The sequence below is a fragment of the Pedobacter sp. Leaf250 genome, from assembly GCF_920984735.1.
In the GTDB taxonomy this organism is placed as follows: Bacteria; Bacteroidota; Bacteroidia; order Sphingobacteriales; family Sphingobacteriaceae; genus Pedobacter.
Genome location: NZ_CAKLBU010000027.1, coordinates 43,469 through 59,708, shown reverse-complemented (window position 1 = coordinate 59,708; position 16,240 = coordinate 43,469). Strand labels below are relative to the sequence as shown.

At 35.8% G+C, this 16,240-nt stretch carries 15 protein-coding genes; 5 read left to right on the top strand and 10 right to left on the bottom strand.

What is annotated here, in order from left to right; translation table 11 throughout:
- Positions 1 to 694 precede the first annotated feature (694 nt).
- Positions 695 to 2,242 (top strand): M20/M25/M40 family metallo-hydrolase, encoded by a 1,548-nt coding sequence (locus tag LUA91_RS18965; protein WP_231427683.1) that lies wholly within the window; start codon positions 695 to 697, stop codon positions 2,240 to 2,242.
- Positions 2,243 to 2,527: 285 nt separating this feature from the next.
- On the opposite strand, the gene LUA91_RS18960 is transcribed toward LUA91_RS18965, so the two are convergent.
- The 6 genes from LUA91_RS18960 to glmM all read right to left on the bottom strand — a co-directional run bounded on the left by LUA91_RS18960 (position 2,528) and on the right by glmM (position 10,025).
- Positions 2,528 to 3,532, bottom strand: a complete 1,005-nt coding sequence (locus LUA91_RS18960) for a cytochrome d ubiquinol oxidase subunit II (RefSeq protein ID WP_231427682.1) — start codon at positions 3,530 to 3,532, stop codon at positions 2,528 to 2,530.
- 2 nt (positions 3,533 to 3,534) lie between these two features.
- The gene (locus LUA91_RS18955; protein WP_231427681.1) at positions 3,535 to 4,866 is read right to left on the bottom strand and encodes a cytochrome ubiquinol oxidase subunit I; all 1,332 of its coding nucleotides are present in this window, start codon (positions 4,864 to 4,866) and stop codon (positions 3,535 to 3,537) included.
- A 244-nt stretch (positions 4,867 to 5,110) separates the two neighbouring features.
- Positions 5,111 to 6,010 (bottom strand): MBL fold metallo-hydrolase, encoded by a 900-nt coding sequence (locus tag LUA91_RS18950; protein ID WP_231427680.1) that lies wholly within the window; start codon positions 6,008 to 6,010, stop codon positions 5,111 to 5,113.
- Positions 6,011 to 6,086: 76 nt separating this feature from the next.
- The gene (locus LUA91_RS18945) at positions 6,087 to 6,290 is read right to left on the bottom strand and encodes a hypothetical protein (protein ID WP_231427679.1); all 204 of its coding nucleotides are present in this window, start codon (positions 6,288 to 6,290) and stop codon (positions 6,087 to 6,089) included.
- 1,194 nt (positions 6,291 to 7,484) lie between these two features.
- A complete protein-coding gene (locus LUA91_RS18940; RefSeq protein WP_231427678.1) occupies positions 7,485 to 8,633 on the bottom strand; it encodes a cysteine desulfurase family protein in 1,149 nt (382 codons plus the stop codon).
- Between the two features lie 3 nt (positions 8,634 to 8,636).
- Complete coding sequence (gene glmM / locus LUA91_RS18935; RefSeq protein WP_231427677.1) at positions 8,637 to 10,025, bottom strand: phosphoglucosamine mutase; 1,389 nt, start codon at positions 10,023 to 10,025, stop codon at positions 8,637 to 8,639.
- A 635-nt stretch (positions 10,026 to 10,660) separates the two neighbouring features.
- Here glmM and LUA91_RS18930 point away from each other — a divergent pair.
- The 4 genes from LUA91_RS18930 to LUA91_RS18915 are packed head-to-tail and all read left to right on the top strand — an operon-like array spanning position 10,661 to position 13,320.
- Positions 10,661 to 11,392: a bifunctional 2-polyprenyl-6-hydroxyphenol methylase/3-demethylubiquinol 3-O-methyltransferase UbiG gene (locus LUA91_RS18930; protein WP_231427676.1), complete on the top strand. Its 732-nt coding sequence runs from the start codon at positions 10,661 to 10,663 to the stop codon at positions 11,390 to 11,392.
- The gene (locus tag LUA91_RS18925; protein WP_231427675.1) at positions 11,389 to 11,952 is read left to right on the top strand and encodes a phosphatase PAP2 family protein; all 564 of its coding nucleotides are present in this window, start codon (positions 11,389 to 11,391) and stop codon (positions 11,950 to 11,952) included. Before LUA91_RS18930 ends, LUA91_RS18925 begins: the two co-directional genes overlap by 4 nt.
- Positions 11,952 to 12,674 carry a ZIP family metal transporter gene (locus tag LUA91_RS18920; protein ID WP_231427674.1) on the top strand — a complete coding sequence of 241 codons (723 nt, stop codon included), beginning with the start codon at positions 11,952 to 11,954 and terminating at the stop codon, positions 12,672 to 12,674. The genes LUA91_RS18925 and LUA91_RS18920 overlap by 1 nt, the downstream gene beginning before the upstream one ends.
- A gap of 52 nt (positions 12,675 to 12,726) precedes the next feature.
- Positions 12,727 to 13,320: a Uma2 family endonuclease gene (locus tag LUA91_RS18915; RefSeq protein ID WP_231427673.1), complete on the top strand. Its 594-nt coding sequence runs from the start codon at positions 12,727 to 12,729 to the stop codon at positions 13,318 to 13,320.
- An 8-nt stretch (positions 13,321 to 13,328) separates the two neighbouring features.
- Here LUA91_RS18915 and LUA91_RS18910 read toward each other — a convergent pair whose 3' ends face one another.
- The 4 genes from LUA91_RS18910 to LUA91_RS18895 all read right to left on the bottom strand — a co-directional run bounded on the left by LUA91_RS18910 (position 13,329) and on the right by LUA91_RS18895 (position 16,119).
- On the bottom strand, positions 13,329 to 13,472 hold the full coding sequence (locus LUA91_RS18910) for a DUF5522 domain-containing protein (protein WP_231427672.1): 144 nt from the start codon (positions 13,470 to 13,472) through the stop codon (positions 13,329 to 13,331).
- A 70-nt stretch (positions 13,473 to 13,542) separates the two neighbouring features.
- Positions 13,543 to 14,487, bottom strand: a complete 945-nt coding sequence (locus tag LUA91_RS18905) for an exonuclease (protein WP_231427671.1) — start codon at positions 14,485 to 14,487, stop codon at positions 13,543 to 13,545.
- 79 nt (positions 14,488 to 14,566) lie between these two features.
- Entirely contained in the window at positions 14,567 to 15,172 is a 606-nt protein-coding gene (gene coaE, locus LUA91_RS18900) for a dephospho-CoA kinase (RefSeq protein WP_231427670.1), read from the bottom strand.
- A complete protein-coding gene (locus LUA91_RS18895; protein ID WP_231427669.1) occupies positions 15,172 to 16,119 on the bottom strand; it encodes a YbbR-like domain-containing protein in 948 nt (315 codons plus the stop codon). The genes coaE and LUA91_RS18895 overlap by 1 nt, the downstream gene beginning before the upstream one ends.
- Positions 16,120 to 16,240: the final 121 nt, after the last annotated feature.

The window sequence follows — 16,240 nt, the reverse complement described above, 5'->3', positions numbered from 1 at the left end:
GCTAATAGGAGGATATAGCTAAGTTTTTAATATTTTTATAAAAAAGAAAGCTTCTGAGAGGTGTTAATTTAAATAAATAGAAACCGCCAATTCTCAGGGCAGGGAACATCTTTTGCCCATAAAAAAAAAAAAGCTTCCAAAGCTACTTGAAAAGGGTTTTATTCATAGGAGGTTTAGATTACTCAGGTTTTGTAATTCTTGGGAAAGGCAGTTAAAAACCACCCCCAGCCCCTCCTTGAAAATAAGGAGGGGAGTTGAAAGGTGCTATGAAGAAACTTTTAAAGCACCACAAACTTTCCGAAGAACTTATGCGGCCTAAGAAGATTTGGCAGCAAAGACCAATAAATTTTGATGCAGTTCCAATTCAAATTTCCGATTAAGGAAGAAATCCTACGAGTGGAGCACTATTTTAAATATTGCACAATCGTTCACACGGCTTAGGATTACGTATAAAAATTTATTGAGAATTTGCAACAAAGGTTCTTAAGCCTTGATTTTTTGTTGCTTTTTTATCAAGAAAAAAGAAAAAAGCCAGTTTGGCAAAAACAAAAGCAAACACTCCATTAAGAGATTGCCACAGTGATGAAAAATCGCTTCGCAATGACGAGTAACATTGTATCTGCAACATTTCCATTAACATCACCACTCCCACCCCGTTATTCCTTAAATTAGCCTATCAATTAAGCAAACTGAAATGAATAAAAAATTACTATTACCTACACTACTTCTTTTTACCTCGTCTTTTGCTTTTGCGCAAGACAAAAAAGTAATCGATAACATCGTTAAAGAGGTGAATGAAAACTCACAATTGGAAAAACTGGCTCATGAGCTTTTAGATGTTGTCGGACCACGCTTGGTGGGTTCACCGCAAATGAAACAAGCTAACGATTGGGCGGTAAAAAAATACAGCGATTGGGGTATTTCTGCTAAGAACGAAAAATGGGGCGAATGGCGTGGCTGGGAAAGAGGCGTTACCCATATCGATTTGGTTAGTCCACGCTTAAGAACTTTAGAAGGTACACAGTTAGCCTGGAGTCCATCAACCAATGGCAAAGCTATTAATGCAGAAGCTATTGTGCTCCCTGCAATTACCGATTCAGTTTCCTTCCAAAAATGGTTACCAAGCGTGAAAGGTAAATTGGTTTTAATTTCTATGAATCAAATATCTGGTCGCCCTGAAAAAAACTGGGAAGAATTTGCAACAAAAGATTTATTCGAAAAATATAAAAGAGAAAAAGCTGATGCCGCAAAAGCATGGGCTGCAGGAATTTCAAAAACAGGTTTAAATGCAAAAAATCTTGCTTTAGCAATCGAAAATGCAGGTGCAGCGGGAATCATCATTAATAACTGGTCCCAAGGTTTTGGAGTAGATAAAGTTTTCGGTGCTAACACAACAAAAATCCCGACAGTAGATTTATCGGTAGAAGATTATGGTTTAGTTTACCGTTTGGCACAAAGTGGCAATAAACCTACTTTAAAAATTGAGTCGGAATCGAAGGAATTAGGTGTAGTGCCAACTTTTAACACCATTGCAGAAATTAAAGGCAAGCAAAAATCAAAAGAATATGTCATGCTTTCAGCTCACTTCGATTCATGGGATGCGGCCAGTGGCGCAACCGACAACGGTTCAGGAACCATTTTAATGATGGAAGCCATGCGTATTTTGAAGAAGTTTTATCCTAATCCAAAACGTACCATTTTAGTTGGTCACTGGGGAAGTGAAGAACAAGGTTTAAATGGTTCAAGAGCGTTTGTTGAAGACCATCCGGAAATTGTAAGCAATTTACAAGCTTTATTTAATCAGGATAATGGTACAGGGCGAATCGTAAATATCGGCGGACAAGGTTTTGCTAAATCGAAAGATTATATCACCCGCTGGTTAGCTGCAGTTCCTGATACGATAAAAAATCAAGTTAAAACAAATTTCCCTGGAATGCCAGGTGCTGGCGGTTCTGACTTTGCTTCTTTCGTTGCTGCAGGAGCATTAGGTTACTCATTAGGCGCAACGAGCTGGGATTATGGAACTTACACATGGCACACCAATCGTGATACTTATGATAAATTGGTATTTGATGAAATAAAAAGCAATGTGATTTTAACCGCAATTATGGTTTACATGGCTTGTGAAGATGCAGAAAAAACCTCTACAGAGAAAGCGACTGATCTGCCTGTAAATCCTCGTACAGGCAAGCCTACAGAATGGCCTGTTCAAACAAAATCGAATAGAAAAGGCGGATTATAATTTTAAATAAATAAAACTTTAAGAAGTCAAGTTTTCAAAAACTTGACTTCTTTTTTTTATCCGCTATTTTTAATGATTAGATTTTTAATCATAACCTGATAAAGTGGAAATACTTTTAAATTGTAGTAACCTGGAATGTACTTTCATGCTGAGGTATAGCAGTTTTAAAAGATTGCAACGATAGCAGAACTATCAGAACAGAAGAATTACAGTTTTTGCTTTTCAAAACCTTTTTGATTCTAATCGCTTTAAAATTGCTTCGTAACTCACAATGATGGTTAGCAATTATTCCTCTTTCTTCTGGAATTTATAAAACAAATAACCAAGAAAAGGAAGAATTAAAATACTACCTAATAACAAAGCCAAACCCAAACTGTAAATGGTTTTTTCTGGGCCAACGGTTTCGAAAAGGGAAATTGCATTTCCATTTTTTAATTGAATGAAGTTGGGGAAATGTGCATAGCTAATGGCCAGCAAAATCATCGTTACCTGGAAACCTGCTAAAATTCTCAATACTTTGGTTTTTCCTTTAATCAAAAGGTACCAAAGTAAAATCAACGATAAGCTAGCCAAAATAATTGCTGTTAAACCAACTGCATTTTTGAATACCCAATCGATTAAAGGGATATTATCCAATTCTGCGGCAATGAAAACCATGGCGCCAAAAATAACTGCAGCTATGTTCATAAATTCTGCCTTTCTGATAAACCGACGCTTATCGTGTTCGTCTGTTGTTTCTCCAATTAAATAAATGGCGGCAAGAAAACCACAAAGAGATACGGTAAAAAATCCAACGGCAATTGAAAACCAATTGAGCCAGCTGAAAATATAAGCAGATACAAAATCGTTGGCTTCAGAATCAATGTGGCCTGAAATTAAACTCCCAGCAATTATTCCGAGAAAAAGTGCTGTAATAAAACTTGAGTAACGAAAAATTCTATTGTATAACCACTGCATGTCGTCTTTCACAGCATCATAATGACGAAAAACAAAAGCCGTACCGCGGGCAATGATGCCGATGAGCATGATAAGCAAAGGAATGTGGAGGTAAACCGACATGGTGGTATAAATGTGTGGAAACCCAACAAAAAGGATAACAATTGCGATAATCAGCCACATGTGGTTTGCTTCCCAAACTGGTCCAATGGCTTGATACATTGTTTTTCGGGTCCGGCTCCTATTTTTTGTAGAAGTAAATAATTCAATGATACCCGCACCAAAATCTGCTCCGCCTAGAAGGAAGTAAAGCAAAATTCCCAAACATAAAAAAGCGATTACAACATATTCCATAACTAATGATTTGATGTTTCAGTTTCGGAATTATTGTATAGTACCGGAACCATTTTTATTTGTCGATACAGTAAAAAGGTAACGATACAGCTTAGCGATAAATAAATTGCCGAGAAAATATAAAATGAGTAGGCAATTCCGGGCATAGGTGTCACGGCGTCTTTAGTACGCATAATGCCGTAGATAATCCAAGGCTGCCTACCGACTTCTGTAACTACCCAGCCGGCCTCGAGCGCAATATATCCCAACGGAACAGCCAAAACAAATAATTTCAATAACCAACGTTTCTCTAGAAGCGGCTTCTTTCTAAGTAGATTAATAAAATATATTGAAGAAATTATAGCCAGCAATGTGCCTATTCCAACCATAATTTGAAAAGCGTAATGCGTTATTGCAACTGGCGGATGTTCATCTTCAGGAATTTTATCCAAACCTTTAACTTCAGCTTTGAAATCTCCATGAGCCAGAAAACTTAAAGCTCCAGGAATTTTGATTGCGCCCTTAACCGTTTTATCTTTTTCGTTGACTATACCACCAATTAATAGCGGTGCAGGTTTTTCGGTTTTGTAAAGTGCTTCCATTGCAGCAAGCTTAGCAGGCTGCCTTTCTGCAACATCCTTTGCAGATATGTCACCACTCAATGGTTGTAACAATGCTCCGATACAAGCAAAAACAGCAGCAATTTTAAAGGCTTTTAAATGAAATTCTTTATTTTGATTTCTTAAAATCATCAGTGCATGAACGCCTGCAACCGCAAAGCCTGTGGCCGTAAATGCGGCCAGGCACATGTGTAATGCCTGTGAAAACCATGCTTTGTTAAACATTGCCTGTATTGGGTCGATATTTAAATACTTTCCATCTACAAAATCAAAACCCGCAGGACTATTCATCCATGCGTTTGCTGCAACTACCAAAATACCAGAAGCTAATCCGCTTACGCCAACAACCATTCCTGTAAACCAATGGAACCATTTATTCAGTTTATTCCAACCATAAAGGAAAAATCCCAATGCAATTGCTTCAATAAAAAAAGCAGTTCCTTCTAAAGAAAAAGGCATTCCGAAAATAGGACCTGCATGTTCCATAAATTTTGGCCATAGCAAGCCAAGTTCAAAAGACAACATGGTACCCGAAACAGCGCCTGTGGCGAAGAAAATAGCTACACCCTTACTCCATGCTTTGGTTAGGTTTTTATAAACTTCATCGTTGGTTTTTAACCATTTATAATGAGATACTGCCATAAAAAAAGGCATTACCATACCGATGCAGGAAAAGATAATATGAAAGCCTAAGGATAAGGCCATTTGGGAGCGGGCTGCTAAAAAATCATCCATATCTGCTTGTTGGATTTTGTGTAACACAAATATAGCAGATAAGGGTTATGATATAACGGTTTTGGATTGGTTGTTTAAAGTTATTTAAAATATAGAATGTTTATAAATTGAAGAAAGATTTGGAATAATCTAAGCGCAGATTCGCAGATTGACATAGATAAATCTGCGAATCATAAAGGAAGAAATTAGTTGTAAAACAATAGCCAAATGAACCAATGACTAATGAACCAATGAACCTTTAACTTTAAACACCTTTCAATTCCTCATAAGCAGCCGTTAAACTTCTTTGAATGCCTTCGCCTTGCCATTCGGATGCATTTGGAATGGTAGTAATTTTTAAAATATCTTCCTTAGATTTTCCGGCCTTTATCTCAGCTGAAACCAATTTCAATAAATTCTGAAGGTAATTTTGGAATGCTTTTACATCTGCTTTATTTCCAGTGATTTTTTCTGGATCACGGCTATGTCCAAAAATAAACAGTGTATCATTATCAAATTGATTATTGATTTTTTCTAAAGCGGTGATCCAGTTTCCAATGTGTGCACCATTTTCTCGATCAATGTATGGAAATTTTCTATTGGAAACTAAATCGCCAACATGAACGATATTTGCATTCTCAAAATGATAAACAGCATCGCCATTTGTGTGGGCCGAACCATAATAATAAGCACTAATTTTTTCATCACCCACTTTTGCTTTCCATCCTGTTCCAAAAGTGGTATCTGGCAATAATTGTTTATCTAAATTATTTGCTTTCTCTGCGCCTCTTCTTTGATTAACAAGTGAATTCTGATGTGCAACCACTTTCTCCGCCAAACCTTTAAAGGCAATATTTCCTGCGGTATGGTCACCATGATGATGTGTGTTAATTAAATATTTGAATGGTTTTTCACCCATTTTTTTCAGCTCTTCTATCACATGAGGCGCTGATGTTGGAAACTGCGCATCAACCACAACAAATCCATTTGAAGAATTTAACCAACCAATAGTTCCACCTTGTTCGGTAAAAACACCAACATTATTTCTTAATGGTTTGAAATTATATGCCCGTAATATTTCATTTTGAGCAAAAACATCTGTTTTATAAATCGATAGCAGGGCCATTGCCAATGCTGAATTTTTGATAAAATTTCTTCTTTCCATTTTGAGATTAACTAAAAAGCCACAACAAATGCTGTGGCTTAAATTTAATATTTTTTGCTCGTAAATTATTATACGTTTAAATGCTCGAACCTGGTGTTGTACCTGGTTCGTGACCTGGCCCAAAAGAGTTATTTTTACGTCCTTTGTCTTTGTTAAATAAATTAGTCGCAACTTTCGATGATTTATTTTCATCAAGCGTTCTATCTTCTTTAATATCCTCTGCGGTTTTATTAAGCAAGTCGTTCTCAACAACTTTACCTTTTTCTTTATTATTTTCCATTGTTTTTCAATTTGATGTATTAATGGAACAAGTGAAAAATAATATTGTTTTTAAAAGCTGTTTTAGGAATGAGTTTAAACATAACATATCCTTGCTATTACTTAAGAGTTTCAAATACTTGATAAGGATTCAAAACTACATCATGGAGCCAGATAACTTTCTCAACTCATGTATGCAGCCAAAGGAATTGAATTTCCTTTTATGAATCTTATTGAAATGATGTGATGATTCAAATGAAAACGGCAACAAAATGAATTTGTAGATGTGCTTTCTGTTTTCTAATGATTTTCCATTCTCAAGATTTGTTGATTGTGGATTAATTTCCTGATTTTCCATAACGATAAATTTTTATAAAAGCCTTATTGCTTTGGTGTGTTGAATAAATTTTCAAACAAATGCGTATTAAATCTCCTATCGAGAATTCAAAAAAATGTTTTGAAATTTTGCTTTACCTTATACCAAAGGGATGTTTGATAAGGTTTCGTTGAGGAACTAATTGCTATTGGCTTTGAATGGCCTTTATCTTAATTAAATATAAGTTTTTGTTATGAGATATGCAAGAGGTTTGTCTTAGCCAGACAGGCTTATTACTTTTTTCTTGATAAAAAAAAGTAACCAAAAAATCAATGCTTGCAACTGATTTTGGAAAAATTCGTCAAACCGTTATTGAAAATAATTTGAGGTCTTTGCCTTTACGCTTCACCCTCTGCACAGACTGCAAATTCTTTTGTTCAGTAGATTTTGAAAGGATTTGCAAACGGCTTCAACGCTTTTTCCTAAAATCATTTGCTATGCCAGATAAGTACTTAGGAAAGTTTTTGGTATTTTGAAAGTTTATCTATAGCGCCGTTAAATCCATCTCATTTTTTAGTAACTTCTGTGTTTCCGTGGCAATTTTTTTGAAAGGTTGCTTTCCCCTCATAATTTTAAGGCGCTAGAATTCCTCCCGATTTATGTGGAGGTGTCAGAAATGCAGGGTGGTTTATTTGCTGTTTATATGAACTGACGTACCCAAGCACCACAAACCTTTGTAAGCTAAACCTGATTGCCGTGGAAACCAAAAGCTTTTTCTGCTTTTGTTGGAACAGAAAGCAGGACTAATTTAAATAGTTGAACTGCAATTGCTTTCCAAAAAAATAGATAAAAAAAAGTCCCGAATTGCTCCGAGACTGTTCCTATTTGGTTAATGATATTTTAAGCTAAGGCATTTTGCTTAACCACCATTTTAACTTTTTCAATTACATAATCAAGTTCTTCCTTTGTAGTGAATTTACTGAAAGAAAAACGAACCGAAGGACGATTTGGGTCGGCATTGATGCCATTTAAAACGTGTGAACCGATGTTTGAGCCTGACGAGCAAGCGCTACCGCCTGACGCACAAATGCCATTGATGTCTAAATTAAACAGTAACATATCAGCCATATCCATTTCTGGGAAAGACACATTTAATACCGTGTAAAGGCTTTTATCTGCATCGGTTTCGCCATTAAAAGCAATGCCCGGGATTTCTGCAAGTAAAGCTTCCTTTAGATAATCTTTTAAACCTTGAATATGATTTTGGTGCTGTTCCATTTCGGCATAAGCAATTTCCAAAGCTTTCGCCAAACCAACAATACCGTAAACATTTTCAGTTCCACCACGCATGTTACGCTCTTGTGCTCCACCATAAATCATCGGTGGAATTTTGATGTTGCTGTTTACATACAAGAAACCCACGCCTTTCGGACCATGAAGTTTGTGTGCTGCGCAAACAATAAAATGAGCTTTCAGTTCGCGTACATTATGCGTGTAATGCCCCATGGTTTGAACAGTATCGGCATGGTAAATTGCATTGTATTTTTCGCAGATGTCACCAACTTTAATCATATCGGTTAGGGTACCCAGTTCATTATTTGCATGCATTAAAGACACAAAAGTGCGATCATTATTTTGCAACAATTCTTCTAAATGGGCATAATCTACATTACCTTTTTCATCAATATTAACGAAACTCAACTTATCAATTTCGCCATTTTTAAGCATCATATTTAAAGTGTGCTCAACGGCATGGTGTTCAATTTTCGAAGTGATGGCATGTTTAATTCCATAAGCAGAAATACCGCAACGGATGGCTGTATTATCGGCTTCGGTACCACCAGAAGTAAAAAATATTTCGGATGGTGAAGCGCCTAAAAGGTTCGCAACAGTTTTACGGGCTTTCTCAACCAAGGTTCTTACCTCGCGACCAAGCGCATGAATAGCCGATGGATTGCCAAAATAGTTCTCCATCACATTTGTCATTTCTGCAATCACATCTTTATCTAAAGGCGTAGTGGCTGCATTATCTAAATAAACTCTTTTCATGTGCTAGTTTAATTTTAGGATTTCTTTAATATCCGAAATGATTTTGTTTGCCAAACTTTCGGCAACCGTTTCATTTTCGGCTTCACTGTAAATGCGGATAATTGGCTCGGTATTAGAACGACGCAAATGCACCCATGTTTTATCGAACTCGATTTTTAATCCATCTATTGTGCTGTAAGGCTGATTTTTATATTTCTCTTCTACCTGTTTCAATAAATTATCGATATCCATTTCAGGCGTAAGAGTAATCTTATTTTTCGAAATATGGTATTGCGGATAACTACTTCTTAACAAAGAAATAGATTTTCCAAATTTGGCCAGGTGCGTTAAAAACAGAGCAATTCCAACTAAAGCATCTCTGCCATAATGCGATTCTGGATAGATAATTCCACCGTTACCTTCGCCGCCAATGATGGCGTTGGTTTCTTTCATTTTGTTAACTACGTTAACTTCGCCAACTGCCGAGGCATTATATTCTGAACCAACTTTCTCGGTTACATCGCGTAAGGCACGTGTTGAAGAAAGGTTTGAAACTGTATTTCCGGGTGTATTTTTCAATACGTAATCGGCAACTGCAACTAAAGTATATTCTTCACCAAACATGCTTCCGTCTTCATTTACGAAACATAAACGGTCAACATCTGGATCAACTACAATGCCTAAATCGGCATTATTTTTCTGAACCTCTTTTGAAATTTCCGTCAAATTTTCTGGCAACGGTTCAGGATTATGTGGAAAATGCCCATTTGGTTCGCAGTATAGTTCTATAACTTTTGTTACACCCAAAGCCTTTAACAAAGCAGGGATAAAAATACCACCAGTTGAATTTACACAATCGATAACAACTTTGAAATCGGCCTTTTTAATGGCTTCAACATCAACCAAGGGTAATGCTAAAACTTTATCAATATGTTTTTGAAGGTAAGTATCATTTTTAATCACTTTACCCAATTTATCTACCTCAGCAAACTCAAAACTTGCGCTTTCGGCTAAATCCAAAACTTCTTTACCATCCAAATCGCTAATAAATTCGCCATTTGCATTTAATAATTTCAAGGCATTCCATTGTTTTGGGTTGTGGCTAGCCGTTAAAATAATACCACCGCCAGCTTGCTCATCAGGCACGGCAACCTCCACTGTTGGCGTGGTCGATAGGCCTAAATCGATAACTTCTATACCCAAACCTTGCAAGGTTCCGATAACCAAATTGTTAACCATTTCGCCCGAAATACGTGCATCGCGACCTAAAACGATCCTTTTGTTTCCTGTTTTTTGCACTACCCAGCTACCAAACGCAGCCGTAAACTTCACTATATCTATGGGTGTTAAGCCGTTTCCTGCTTGTCCGCCAATGGTTCCTCGTATTCCTGAAATCGATTTTATTAAAGTCACTTCCTGTATTTTATTTGAAGTTCAAAAATAAGAAAAAAAACAAGATAGCAGCTATTTCGGGCATACTTGGCATGTTAATTTACATTGTTTTTATATCTATTTATACGATATATTTAATAGAAATTCTTTTGCTGGTTTTTAGTTAAACGTGTAACTGATTTATTGTTTTTTTGGAAAGCAATTGCAGTGATGCTTCGGTTAAAGCAGTCCCGCCCTCGTTTCAAATCCTCGTCTCGTTCCTCGCCTTGAGGGTTTTCCACTAAGTCGGGTTTAGATAAATCAGGATTGTGAAGACAATGAAAAAACCATTACCGTCATTGCAAGGTACGAAGCAATCTTACTACCTGAGCTTTATCTTTGCGTTTAACCTATAGCCTTAAAATTACTTCGTACCTCAATGATGTGAGGCCCAATGCAAACCTTCGTTATTAAACCTGGCAACAGCCCAGTCCAGATTTTAATCGGGACTAAGGGGCTACAGCAAATGGCAGGATAATATTCCAATAAAAACTAAACGCTGATTTCCAAAACAAAATTATTTTAACAATTATAAAATTGCTTAGCCATGAAATTAATGTACTTTGTTTACCCCAATTTTATCTAAGTTTGCAAATTCGAAAACAAAAGGCTTTTTTATGCAGCGCAAGTGGTTTCAGTATTGGTTTAATTCACCCTATTATCATATTCTTTACCAACAACGAAACGATGCAGAAGCCGAATTTTTCATCGATAATTTAACGAAATTCCTCCATCCAGAAGTTGATTCTAAAATGCTCGACATTGCTTGCGGTAAAGGCAGGCATTCAATTTACCTAAATAAAAAGGGCTTTGATGTTACGGGAATTGATTTATCCGAACAAAGTATAAAATACGCCAAGCAATTCGAAAATAATAAACTGCACTTTTTGGTGCACGATATGCGCAGGCTTTTTTACATTAACTATTTCGATGTTGCTTTAAACCTGTTTACCAGCTTTGGCTATTTTGACACCGAAAAGGAACATGTAAATGCCTTGAAAACTTTCAGAAAATGTTTAAAAGCTGATGGAACACTGGTAGTGGATTATTTTAATACAGAAAAAATTATCAGAAATTTAAATCATTGCGAAGTGAAATCACTTGATGGAATTACGTTTAACATCACTAAAAATGTGGTAGACGGCAAAATTATCAAGAAGATAAATTTCGATGATAAGGGTAAGGTATTCAATTTCGAAGAGCGTGTTCAGGCTTTTAGTTTTGCAGATTTTGAGCGCATGTTACTCAAGGCAGGAATGGTAATTCAAAAAGCATTTGGCAGTTATTTACTTGATGATTTTGATGAATCAAATTCTGATCGTTTAATTTTAATCTGCAAAAAAGCATGATAGAAAGCATACAGCAGTTTGATGTTGAGTTGTTTTTGAAAATCCACCGCGGACTTTCGAACGGCTTTTTCGATTGGCTGATGCCTTTAATGCGTAACCGTTTTTTCTGGTCGCCACTTTACCTTTTTATTGTGATTTTTTGCATTAAACAATATAAAAAGCAGGGTTATTATATTGTTGGGATGATTCTTTTTACTTTCGCCACGGGCGATTTAATTGCATCAAAATTAATAAAACCGTTTGTAGCCCGTGTTAGGCCCTGTAATGATTTTAGTTTGGCTAACGATATTATTCACCGGGTTCCCTGCGGCAGCGGACTAAGTTTTCCATCAGCACATGCAACCAATCATTTTGCCATTGCTGTGTTTTTAATTTGTGTTTTTTTCACCCGTTGGAAACCTATCTTACCAATTGGGATATTTTGGGCTGCAATTATTAGCTTTGCACAGGTTTATGTAGGTGTGCATTACCCTGTCGATGTAACTACAGGCGCAATATTGGGGACAATAATCGGTTTTATCTGTTCAAGAATTTTTAAAAAACTACAACCTGAATTTTAATGGAAGCTTGGAAATTTGCCGTACTTTTCTTCTGTGCATTTTTAGGAGGCGCTGCCATTTTTTTGGTTAAAAGCGATAAATCAAAACTGCTAAAACTGATATTATCATTTAGTGGGGCTTATCTATTTGCCATTACAGTTTTACATTTAATTCCTGATGCTTACAGCGGCCCTGATAAATGGCAAATTGGTGTTTTCATTCTTATCGGATTTTTACTACAGGTATTTCTGGAGCAGTTTTCGGAGGGCGTAGAACACGGGCATATACATAAACATCACGATGGAAATGTTTTTCCATTTGGAATTATGATTAGCCTTTGCTTACATGCTTTTTTAGAAGGTATGCCGCTTGCAAAAGACCAACATAACGAACTCATCTTTGGAATTTCATTGCATCATATTCCTGCAGCATTTGCTTTGGCGAGTATTTTAATGCAAAACCATTTTAAAAAAGGAAGCATTATTATTTATCTACTGATTTTTGCCGTTATGGCCCCACTTGGTTTTTACGTTAGTATTGGGCTGAGTAACGGAAGCATTGGCGGTATAGATGCCTATTTCAATAAAATAATGGGAATCGTTATTGGTATTTTCTTACATATTTCTACCACGATTTTATTCGAATCGAGCGCCGACCATAAAATCAACACCCGCAAAATGGTTGCCGTTTTATTAGGAATCAGCGTAGCACTGATTGGGTTCTTTGCAGGGCATTCTCATTAATACATTTCCGATCTATAAAATTTTTATCTAAAAATATTCAGTATATTAGAATATGGAAGAGATTGTAAATGAGCCAAGTGTAGAGTACAAAAAAAGGCATTTTACCGTTGCAGAATACTTGGAAATGGAAAAAGCATCACAAGAAAAACATGAGTATTTTCAGGGCGAAATATTCTCAATGGCCGGCGCAAGTACAAATCATAATGAGATTTTTACCAATTTATTTTTAGAAATCGGAGCTCTGCTAGGTAAACCTTGTCGTCCTTACGGTAGCGACCTTCGTATGCAAATAACTGCAAATGGGTTATTCACCTATCCTGATATTTCAATCTATTGTAATGGCTTAAATCATAGTGATATTGATAATGAAAGTTTTATCGAGCCAACATTAATTATTGAAATACTTTCTCCCTCAACAAAAGACTACGACAGAGGCCATAAGTTTGACCTTTATAAAGATATTCCAACATTAAAAGAATACATCTTAATCGATTCTGAAGCTATATCAGTTGAGGCTTTTTACCTAAATGGAAAACAAAATTGGGAATTGATTGAATATAAAAAAATTGATGAAGCGGTTAAATTTGTTTCAATGGGTTTTGAAGTACCATTAAATGAGATTTATAATCGGGTACGGTTTAAATAATCTAAAGACTATTTTTTATCTTTCTTTTTGCCATAACCCCAAGGGCAGTGCTTACACTTGTTTTTGCAGCAATTGCCTCTTTTTAAATGATAAGCTTCAGTAAAAACCATCAATCCATCTTCATTAAAATAAAAGTCTTCTCCCTCTTTCATAATCAAAAATTAAGTAAGTGAATTTTGATTGAATGATTTAATTAATTCGTTCAATCAAACACTCATCCTATCATTCATTCATTATCTTAATTTCTAACCTACCATTAAAATATTCCTTTAATTGCTTACCATCGCCATGCAAAGTCCAAACCTGTTGAGGTTGCACTTTTTCAATCGTTTTTAATATTGCATCCCAATCGGCATGGTCGGAAATATAGAGTGATATTCCATTTTGTTGCTGCAGATTCTTCCAACCAGATGCAAATGCCCGCACAACATTAATCGCTTTGTGATAACTGTGAAATACCATTGGCGGCACAATATAAACCTGGTGTTCATGATTATTCTTCATCACCTTTCTATCATACATTTTGTAACTACCAATTTTCATTCCGTAGTCTTCATATATTTTCACAAAAGGCATAATGCTATGGTGAACCATCACATTTTTTGTGGAGCAATATTCATTTAACAATTGAATAATCCGCTGACTTTTACCTAGCGCATAAGAACCTAGCATAATATTTGCATTGGTTTCATTCAATTTTTTTATTTCATCAACTGGCGATGGATGCTTGGTTTCGGGATTGGCAAAAGTACTTTCTGTAATCAGAACATCAGCCTGAACAAATTCAAAAGGCTCGCAAGTTGTATCGGGTTCTATTTTGTAATCGCCTGTATATAGATATTTTATACCTTGATATTCCATTAAAATTTGTGCGGAACCTAAAATATGGCCAGCAGAATAAAAAGTAATGGCTATATCTTTAATCTTAAAAGTTTCACGGTATTTCTTAATATGAAAATCTACCGCTGCAAATTTCCGGTAGCGATGTTTCATGAAACTTTCTGTAGGCGCTGTACAGTAAACATTCTGACTTCCACCAATGGCATGGTCACCATGCGCATGGGAAACCACAGCTTCTTTTACGGGTTGTTGCGGATCGAGATAAAAATCGCCATAAACACAATACAAACCTGCTGGAGTGATCTTAATAAAATCGTCTAAAATCATAGCTAGTATTTGTGGGATTTAAAGATAATGCATGATTTTATTTTAATAATCATATTTGATATCAAAGGTTTTCAATGGATTACTTCAAATTTGAAGCGATTTTTAAAAATTGTTTGTGCAGGACCAAAACTTGCTCAATGATAGAATTCTTTTCATCATTGATAATAAAATGATCGGCCATTTTAGCCTTTTCTTCATCACTCATCTGCTTATCCATTCTTGCTTTGACTTGTTCTGCCGTAATTTTATCGCGTTGCATCACCCGATTAATTTTAACATCTGATGGAGCAGTAACTAGTATATTGGTATCGCACATTTTGTAAGAACCACTTTCGAAAAGTAAGGCAGCTTCCTTTAAAGTATAAGGAACATTTGGACCAACTTTTGCTTCCCAGGTATAAAATGCTCTAAATACTGCGGGATGAACCAAGGCATTTAATTTTTCGAGCTCTGCTTCATTACTAAAAACAATGCCTGCAATGTGTTTATTATTCAGTTTTCCATCATCGAAATAGCTCTTCTTACCAAAGGCTGATTTTATCCCCTCAATAAGTAATTCATCTTGAACCATAATATTTTTTGCCTCGGTATCGGCATAGAAAACAGGAATACCCAATACTTCGAAAACCTTGCAAATGGTTGTTTTACCACTGCCAATTCCACCGGTTATACCAACTTTATACATTATTTTTCTACAACAAAATCAATCTTCGATGGACTAACACTAATTAACTTACAATAATCAGGAAATTCTGTAATTTTCACAGCAAACTGTTTGTGATTTAAGTTTTTCCATTCATCAACATCAACCGTTGCCGTAATAAAATTTGCATCAACCTGTGCATAACTGCCCAAGGCAACCAAGAAAGTTACCTTTACTTTTTTCGGATAAAGTTTGATGCTGTTGTAGTTTCTGTTGTTAACGATCTTCAAGGGCACTTCAACAGTTTTTTCGGTAAATTCATCTACCGAAAGTTTTACTTCTGTAGATGAAGGATATATACTAACATTTTTATGAATGCTGTGCTGTAATCCAATTCGGGCAGTGCTACTACTTTGCAAATTATTTATCTTCAAGGTATCAGTGGGCCACGAAGTAATTTTACTTAATTCCTCTTGCGGTCCGGCTACAGTAACAATTTTAGGGTTAAGTATTACTTCACTTGCCAATCCATGTTGCTTATAAAATGCCAGCTGACTTACCAGTTTTATATTTACCTTTTTTACTATTTGTTTGGTAAAATCGAAATACAATGTATCTGGTTTAACAGATATTACTTTTTGAGCACTTCCAACCTGTTTATTAATATTATACAACTGATCAGATAAAACAACAAAATCTCTTGCATTTAATTGACTCAAATTAATCGATACAGATGGTGGACTTATTCTCAAGCGGGTAAATACCAACTGCCAGCCTGTTCCTTCCACCTCTAAATCTAAAGTGTCAGTTTGCAAAGGATAAAATGCCCTTTTAGCTGGTTTATTTTTAAAAATAATAACCGTTTTTGCTATATAGTTGTATTTATTGTTTAACGCCATAAAAAGCCAGGCCGCTATAGCCAGCAATAAACAGGCTAACAGTGTAAATACACGTCGTCTTTCAATTTTAGTTAATCTAATAAATGGCATTCGTTATTTAACAATTTGCTGCATGATTTGTGCTAAAAGAGCAATTCTTTCAAATGTAGCAATTTATTAATTGCCCGAAACTACTAATAAAAGAAATCGGATTTTGCGAAGATGATTTCTA